The sequence below is a fragment of the Herminiimonas sp. Marseille-P9896 genome, assembly GCF_903993245.1.
Taxonomy (GTDB): Bacteria; Pseudomonadota; Gammaproteobacteria; order Burkholderiales; family Burkholderiaceae_D; genus Oxalicibacterium; species Oxalicibacterium contaminans.
Genome location: NZ_CAJEVT010000002.1, coordinates 1,042,423 through 1,048,422 on the forward strand (window position 1 = coordinate 1,042,423; position 6,000 = coordinate 1,048,422).

7 protein-coding genes are annotated in these 6,000 nt (G+C 47.7%); 6 read left to right on the plus strand and 1 reads right to left on the minus strand.

All coding sequences use genetic code 11. The features are described from left to right. Window positions 1-598: 598 nt before the first annotated feature. The 6 genes from H7U06_RS10365 (at window position 599) to H7U06_RS10390 (ending at window position 5,002) form a co-directional block, all read left to right on the plus strand. Window positions 599-1,195, plus strand: coding sequence for a hypothetical protein (locus H7U06_RS10365; protein ID WP_175626036.1), 597 nt, complete (start codon window positions 599-601; stop codon window positions 1,193-1,195). Between the two features lie 38 nt (window positions 1,196-1,233). Next, window positions 1,234-1,713: a hypothetical protein gene (locus H7U06_RS10370; RefSeq protein WP_175626037.1), complete on the plus strand. Its 480-nt coding sequence runs from the start codon at window positions 1,234-1,236 to the stop codon at window positions 1,711-1,713. A gap of 7 nt (window positions 1,714-1,720) precedes the next feature. Next, the gene (locus tag H7U06_RS10375) at window positions 1,721-2,464 is read left to right on the plus strand and encodes a hypothetical protein (protein WP_175626038.1); all 744 of its coding nucleotides are present in this window, start codon (window positions 1,721-1,723) and stop codon (window positions 2,462-2,464) included. 60 nt (window positions 2,465-2,524) lie between these two features. Then, on the plus strand, window positions 2,525-3,277 hold the full coding sequence (locus H7U06_RS10380; protein ID WP_175626039.1) for a hypothetical protein: 753 nt from the start codon (window positions 2,525-2,527) through the stop codon (window positions 3,275-3,277). A 336-nt stretch (window positions 3,278-3,613) separates the two neighbouring features. Beyond that, window positions 3,614-4,114, plus strand: a complete 501-nt coding sequence (locus H7U06_RS10385; protein WP_175626040.1) for a hypothetical protein — start codon at window positions 3,614-3,616, stop codon at window positions 4,112-4,114. Between the two features lie 123 nt (window positions 4,115-4,237). After that, window positions 4,238-5,002, plus strand: coding sequence for a response regulator transcription factor (locus H7U06_RS10390; RefSeq protein WP_254873205.1), 765 nt, complete (start codon window positions 4,238-4,240; stop codon window positions 5,000-5,002). Window positions 5,003-5,148: 146 nt separating this feature from the next. On the opposite strand, the gene H7U06_RS10395 is transcribed toward H7U06_RS10390, so the two are convergent. Beyond that, window positions 5,149-6,000 (minus strand): TonB-dependent receptor domain-containing protein (locus H7U06_RS10395; RefSeq protein WP_175626041.1); only part of this gene is annotated, 852 nt, incomplete at its 5' end.

Genomic DNA, 6,000 nt, shown 5'->3' on the forward strand with positions numbered 1-6,000 from the left:
TTGCGTCAGGCGTTACGGTGATTTGCCTACACATGCGCAGCAATTGGTCGAGCAAATCCGGAAGCAATATGGTTCGATAGGGTCTTGCTGTACGTACCAATACTTCCTCTGTTTTTCATTCGACTTTTCGATTGTTCGATATAAAAAACCACCCCCACTTTTAGACCAATAAATTTCCAATCGGAAATTTATTGCCTGGTTAAATTTCGTCTTGGAAATTTAACTACTATTGTTGACAGAAAGTGTCGTTAATAGATCGCTTTATTTTCATACGTTAACCTATCCATTTTCATGTTCATTGTATTTTTCTTTTGCCTGATTTAAAGGCACAAAAATTCAATCAAAACATGGAGAAAAAATGGGAAAGGCCCGCACTAATTGCTTACCCTTCACCGCTATTCAGATCTCAGCCAAGGTCTTAGCGAGTAGCCAGGTATTTACCAGTAATTACGCTATCAGGTCAGTCTCCAAAACCAATTACAAAACAGACCTGCTTGCACATGCCGGATAAGCAACGCTGCTAGTCAGATCGCACTTGTTGTTGTCGAGTGCCATCGCTTCCCTTTTTTGAAATATAAATTATTTAGTAGGTTATAAGATGTCTAAAGTTAATTCTCTGCTACTTGCTCTGCTTACCACCACTACGCTCTGCGTTTTCGCGCAAACGGTACCGACCAGCAACTCACAATCTACTTCCACCTCACAGACGCAATCAGAGGCTTCGAATGCCGGTAATAACCAGACGATCAATCTATCGGTACAAACGCCGGCAGGTACTGCGGGTGCTACAAGTTCTGGTGGTGAACAAGCCAGCACCCAGAACATCTATTACGGCGGAACACAAACCATACGCAATGTTCCATCGATGAATTCTGCTCCGCTCACCAGTTCGAACGATACGTGTATGGGCTCGGCATCAGGTGCGGTCGCAGCACCTGGCTTGGGCATCTCGCTGGGTAAAACCTATGTCGATGACAATTGCGTCATGATCAAAAATGCGCGTGAGCTATGGAATATGGGCATGAAAGGTGCCGCTATGGCCCGCATGTGCATGGACAAAGACAATCGCGAAGCACTCGAGCTGACTGGTTTCGTTTGTCCGCAAAAGAAACGCGAAGACGATGCCAGAAAAACTACTACCGTTGAAAACGGCACGACTACAAATCGTGGCTCGCCTGAGCAAGTGCTGAACTAAGTCCGGAACAATCCAACCCCTCCTTAGGAGAAGAAGCAATGTGGAAAAAGATTGTCCTGGGCGTCTCAGCGTCAGCGGTTTTTGGGACTGCTTGTACCCAGGTTTTTGCGCTGGATGTCAGCATCCTGCGTAATGAGTATGGCTCTGGCACACCCGGCATCCAGGGTCTGGAAAACGCCACCGCCATGGGTAACGACCTCTATCATGCACCGCAATACTTACCGGGTCACCCAACCGCAGCCACCATATGGCCGCGTGTAGTGGATGTGCCTTGTATAAAAACAATTAAAGGTTTGCAATGCCAGGGTTATGACTGGCAACCTAAACTCGGACGCGCGGAATATCTCTATTTCCGGCCTTTGGTTCAAGAGCAGCCTACTAAAGTCGCCAATCCTATCCTTCCTGCCCCTATTTTCAAATCAGAGCCGATACAAAACTATCGGACGCCTGTGCCCGTGAAAAAAGTTCGCAAGGTGACAAAGGCGAAACAGGCCGCGTGTGTGCCTGGTAGCAAGTAATGAATGTATGAAAAATAAAACGTTCTCTTTTGCGCTAGCCGTATGCTGTGGCGTATTGGTATATCCCCCCGCAGTTCAAGCGCAAACCACAGCACTTCCGGCCAACTCTGTCAGCACCGCTTCTGTATCAAATACGTCAGCGAGCAGTGTATCCATCGCGAGCTCACCGAACAGCTACTCGAACCACAACTCGTATGCCTCGTCGACAAACAATACCAGCGCGCAAAGTAGCCAATACATCGCACCTGACCAAAGCATGGGACAAGTCATTGCAGGACTTCAATCGAATGGCAGTTCATCAATGAGCTCCTACGGCGCTGGCACCGGTAGTGCAAATGCTGCGGCCTCACAGCAAGGAAATGCGTACGCAGCTCAAGCGATTTCTGTTAGCCCGATCTGGCCCGAACCTTATGTGGCGCCCGAGACGCATGGACAGGCTGATATTCAATCAAGCGCAAGTATTTATTCCAGCGGTTCAACAACTGTAACAAACGATGGTTCTGTACAGGTGTATTCGAATGGCAACGCTCGCAACAACGCAGAAGCGACTGCCATTCCTGCAAATGCCTGGTACAACAACCAGGCCAGAGCAGAAGGTTCGACCAATGGCAGTAGCAATGCAAATACAAACGCAGTTCCGATGTATGGAAATGTAGGCTACACCGTGAATGCGGATGCAACCCAAAATGGTCTCTATAACGCTACCGCTACTGACTTGTTTCAATCCTCAGGTAGTGGTGGTGACAATTAATTATTCATCTTTGCGATCCGGCATGCTGCATTCGATCGATATAACTAATTTAATTAGCAAATGAAAAAATCTCTTGCGATATTTATGAACCTGGCGACAACCATGTGTTTCGCTCAAAGCCTGCCTGCCGGACTCCCTCTTCCATCGCAGACTCCGCGCGTCAATGTATCTGGCACTGTAAACACAAGCTCAAGCTCCAGTGGAGCGAATGGTTCAGCTACTCACTATGGTAGTGCCTCGTCTTACCAGACTGCGGCGCCATCCGCCAAAGATGCTTACACATCTGATTTAGGTCAGCCATACCAGCAGAGCGCTGTCTCGGCATATGCAGGCGAAATATCAGGAAGTACGACATCTAATGTATCCGGGATGGTAACTGGTGTAGGAGTCGGTGCTGCTATAGCACATGGCATTCAATCAGGTAGCGTTGTGGTTGGCACTATCCAGCCGCTAAGTATACGCTACGATAATTCTGGCAATCCACTTAGTGAAGAGCGAGTTGTGGGCGATGCTACCGGTATCGTCAGCGTAAAGGTCGATGGGGATAGTGCTACCGCTGTAGTTGGCAACGGCAGTGCTAGCGTACAAGGCAGTGCCTTGGGTAGTGGATATACTTACTCTTACGTGTCAGCTTGGCAACCTATCGTTGACGGGAGCGCTTATATCAATCACAACGCTGATGTTACAAATGTAGTTATAACCGGCAACGGTAACGTGGATGGATCCCACTCAACAGTGAATGCTCAGTCCTACTACAACGCGCAGTATGAAGGTAGCCCTGGCACGACGGATCATCTAAAGAGCCTGCCTTAATTTCTACTTGGGTCGTGGATGCTGCGATCAAATGTGAAGATAACGTTAGTATTATTTCCGGTCGAATATATTTTCATTTCCGAAAATTAATTCAATTTCAACATCAAATTTCAATGCGGAAATTTAACTACGATTGTTGACATAGAGTGTCGTTATTCCGCCTTTTTGTTTTCATAAATTAACCCTTCTGTTTTCATGTTCATTGTATTTTTGTGTGGCCGATTTACAGATGAAAATTCTTAGATTAACCGCGGAGAAGAAATGAACACGTTCGCAGTAAATACCTATCTCCCATCGCAATTGCATTGCAATTACAGCATTAAATAATAAGTAGAAATGGTCAAAAAGTTACGTACCGTAACTCTTCCATCACCCACCCTAAAACATGTCGCTCCATCCCAGCCGGAACCGGTTCCAGCGGCCGTTGCTTCTCACAATGGCTTTAGTTTCTATGGTGACAGCGGCGGAGACAAATCACTGATGCACTTGGATATCCAACCCGGCATGAAGAATATATTTTTCGTAATCATGACCCTACGGGCGTTGAGTCAAGTAGGGATCAAGCCACGCCTATTAGACAAAGACTTGCATCGATCAATACAAGAGTTAAGGCAAACGCTGGACATGCGCCCTGAGGAGCTGGCTGCATTTCTGGTTTATGAAGAACCCGGCCTTGTTAGCAACTTCGATAAGGCACATATGGTTATTCAGAAATGGCGCAGGAGAAAGAGAATTCGGCCTGAAACACTACAGATAGCCAAGTTCAGAAATGTGGTGGAAGAATTCTGTTTCGAGGTTTTCAAAAGTTCCTCCCAGCAAATAAAAAACAACCACTAAGCAAACAGATTCTTTGAGCTCATTACCTCTGCGTCTTGATGTCGCAGCGCCTCTGTTTGAGTTGGATTTCTCCCTCAGGCTTAGTCAACGCAGGATCGCTCATCTCCGTTATCCGTCGGAGCAATGGCGAAACAAGCGTCCCTATTATTTAAAGTACCGAAGTGCATCACCGAAATCAAAATGAGAATAGTAACGTTAGAAAACAATCCGCTTGAATCACGCGAAATTCATAAAGTCGTCACTGATGCCGGACATGAATGCACTACGTTTATGACTGGCAAAGCAATGATGTCCGCACTTGCCAACGACATATACGACTTGCTTATCCTCAATTGGAATCTTCAGGATGTATCAGGCATGGATGTCATTAAATGGGTGAAAGAAAATATTGACGAAAACATTTCGGTGATTGTACTTACCGACGGCGCGCAGGAAGACGATATCGTCACCATACTCATGGCCGGTGCAGACGACTGCATGAGAAAGCCATTTCGAGAAGCGGAACTATCGGCGCGTATACATGCGCTTACCAAACGCGGGCGCCTCCCCTTTGCCAGCAAGGTTCCGTCAACTTCACCGGTCGTTACCAAAATCGAAGTCGGTGTTTATTACTTTGATTTGTTACGCAGGACCGTCTCGGTACGCGGTGAAGAAATCGATTTAAAACCAAAGGAATTTGACATGGCCGTTCTGTTTTTTAAGAATATAGGCATGCAAATTTCCAGGGAACAGATAATGTCAGAGATATGGGGACGTAAAACAGGTATCTACTCACGAAGCCTTGACACTCATGCATCTCAACTCAGAAGCAAGTTGCGACTCAATTCAGACAATCAGGTGCGTTTAGTCAGCATCCATTCGTTCGGTTACCAGCTCAATGTAGTTTGAGTGTCTATTGAGGAATCAGGCGAGTATCCTCGAAAAACGGCAAGAACGGCGACCAGACTATATGCGCAAGATAAGAAATACCCGTCTATGGTCGACAGCAAAACAACCGCCAGCGACCATAAACGAATCAAGATAGCCCCCTACTCTCAGTAACGCACGCGCAGCCCCGCGTAGGCCGAGCGTCCCGGTTGCGGGAAGCCATAGGCAGTGGCGTAATCACGGTCAAACAGATTATCTATGCCTACATACAATTGCGTTTTCTTGTCGATGTCATAGCTCATGCGTGTATTAACCAGTACATACGATGGCAACTCAGCAGAGCGCAGTGTGCCGGTACGTGAATAGTAAGTTTGATCAGTTACATAGAGCAGACTACCGAACAAGGATAATTTATCGGTCAGCGGTTGCCATGCATCCAGCGTCAGGCGATGACGCGGCAAGTATTGCAATGTACGCGACTCTGCATTCACCAGGTTCTTCGCGCTCAGATAGGTATAGCCTGCGCTGATCGTCCCCTTGCCCACTGCCGTACGCGCCAGCAGTTCCAGGCCGGTATTGCGGAAGCGATCCTGATTCTGCTGAATGCTGTTGCTGTCCGGCTGGATGAAGTTACGAATCGCAGAGTTGAATACTGTCGCATCGACGGTAGTCTGCGTGCCTGCTTTCCAGACCACACCAACTTCAGCAGTGGTCGATTCTTCCATCTTCAGGTTCGGATTGCCACGCGCGCTTTCATACAGTTGAGTCAGGCTCGGTGCGCGCACCTTGCGTGACAGGCCACCCTTCAGACGCCAGGCCGGATCTACATCGATGTAGCCGCTCAAGGCAGCGATAGGAGTCGACTGGTCACTGCCGCCATCGTCACGACGCTGGCTGACCCAGCCTGCACCCGCAGTGATACCGCTGATGTCATTGATCTTGTATGCCGCTTCAGCGCTGAAGGTATCGACATGGGTCTGCTGACTGAAATTAAGTGTACGAATATTGAAGGTACCGGC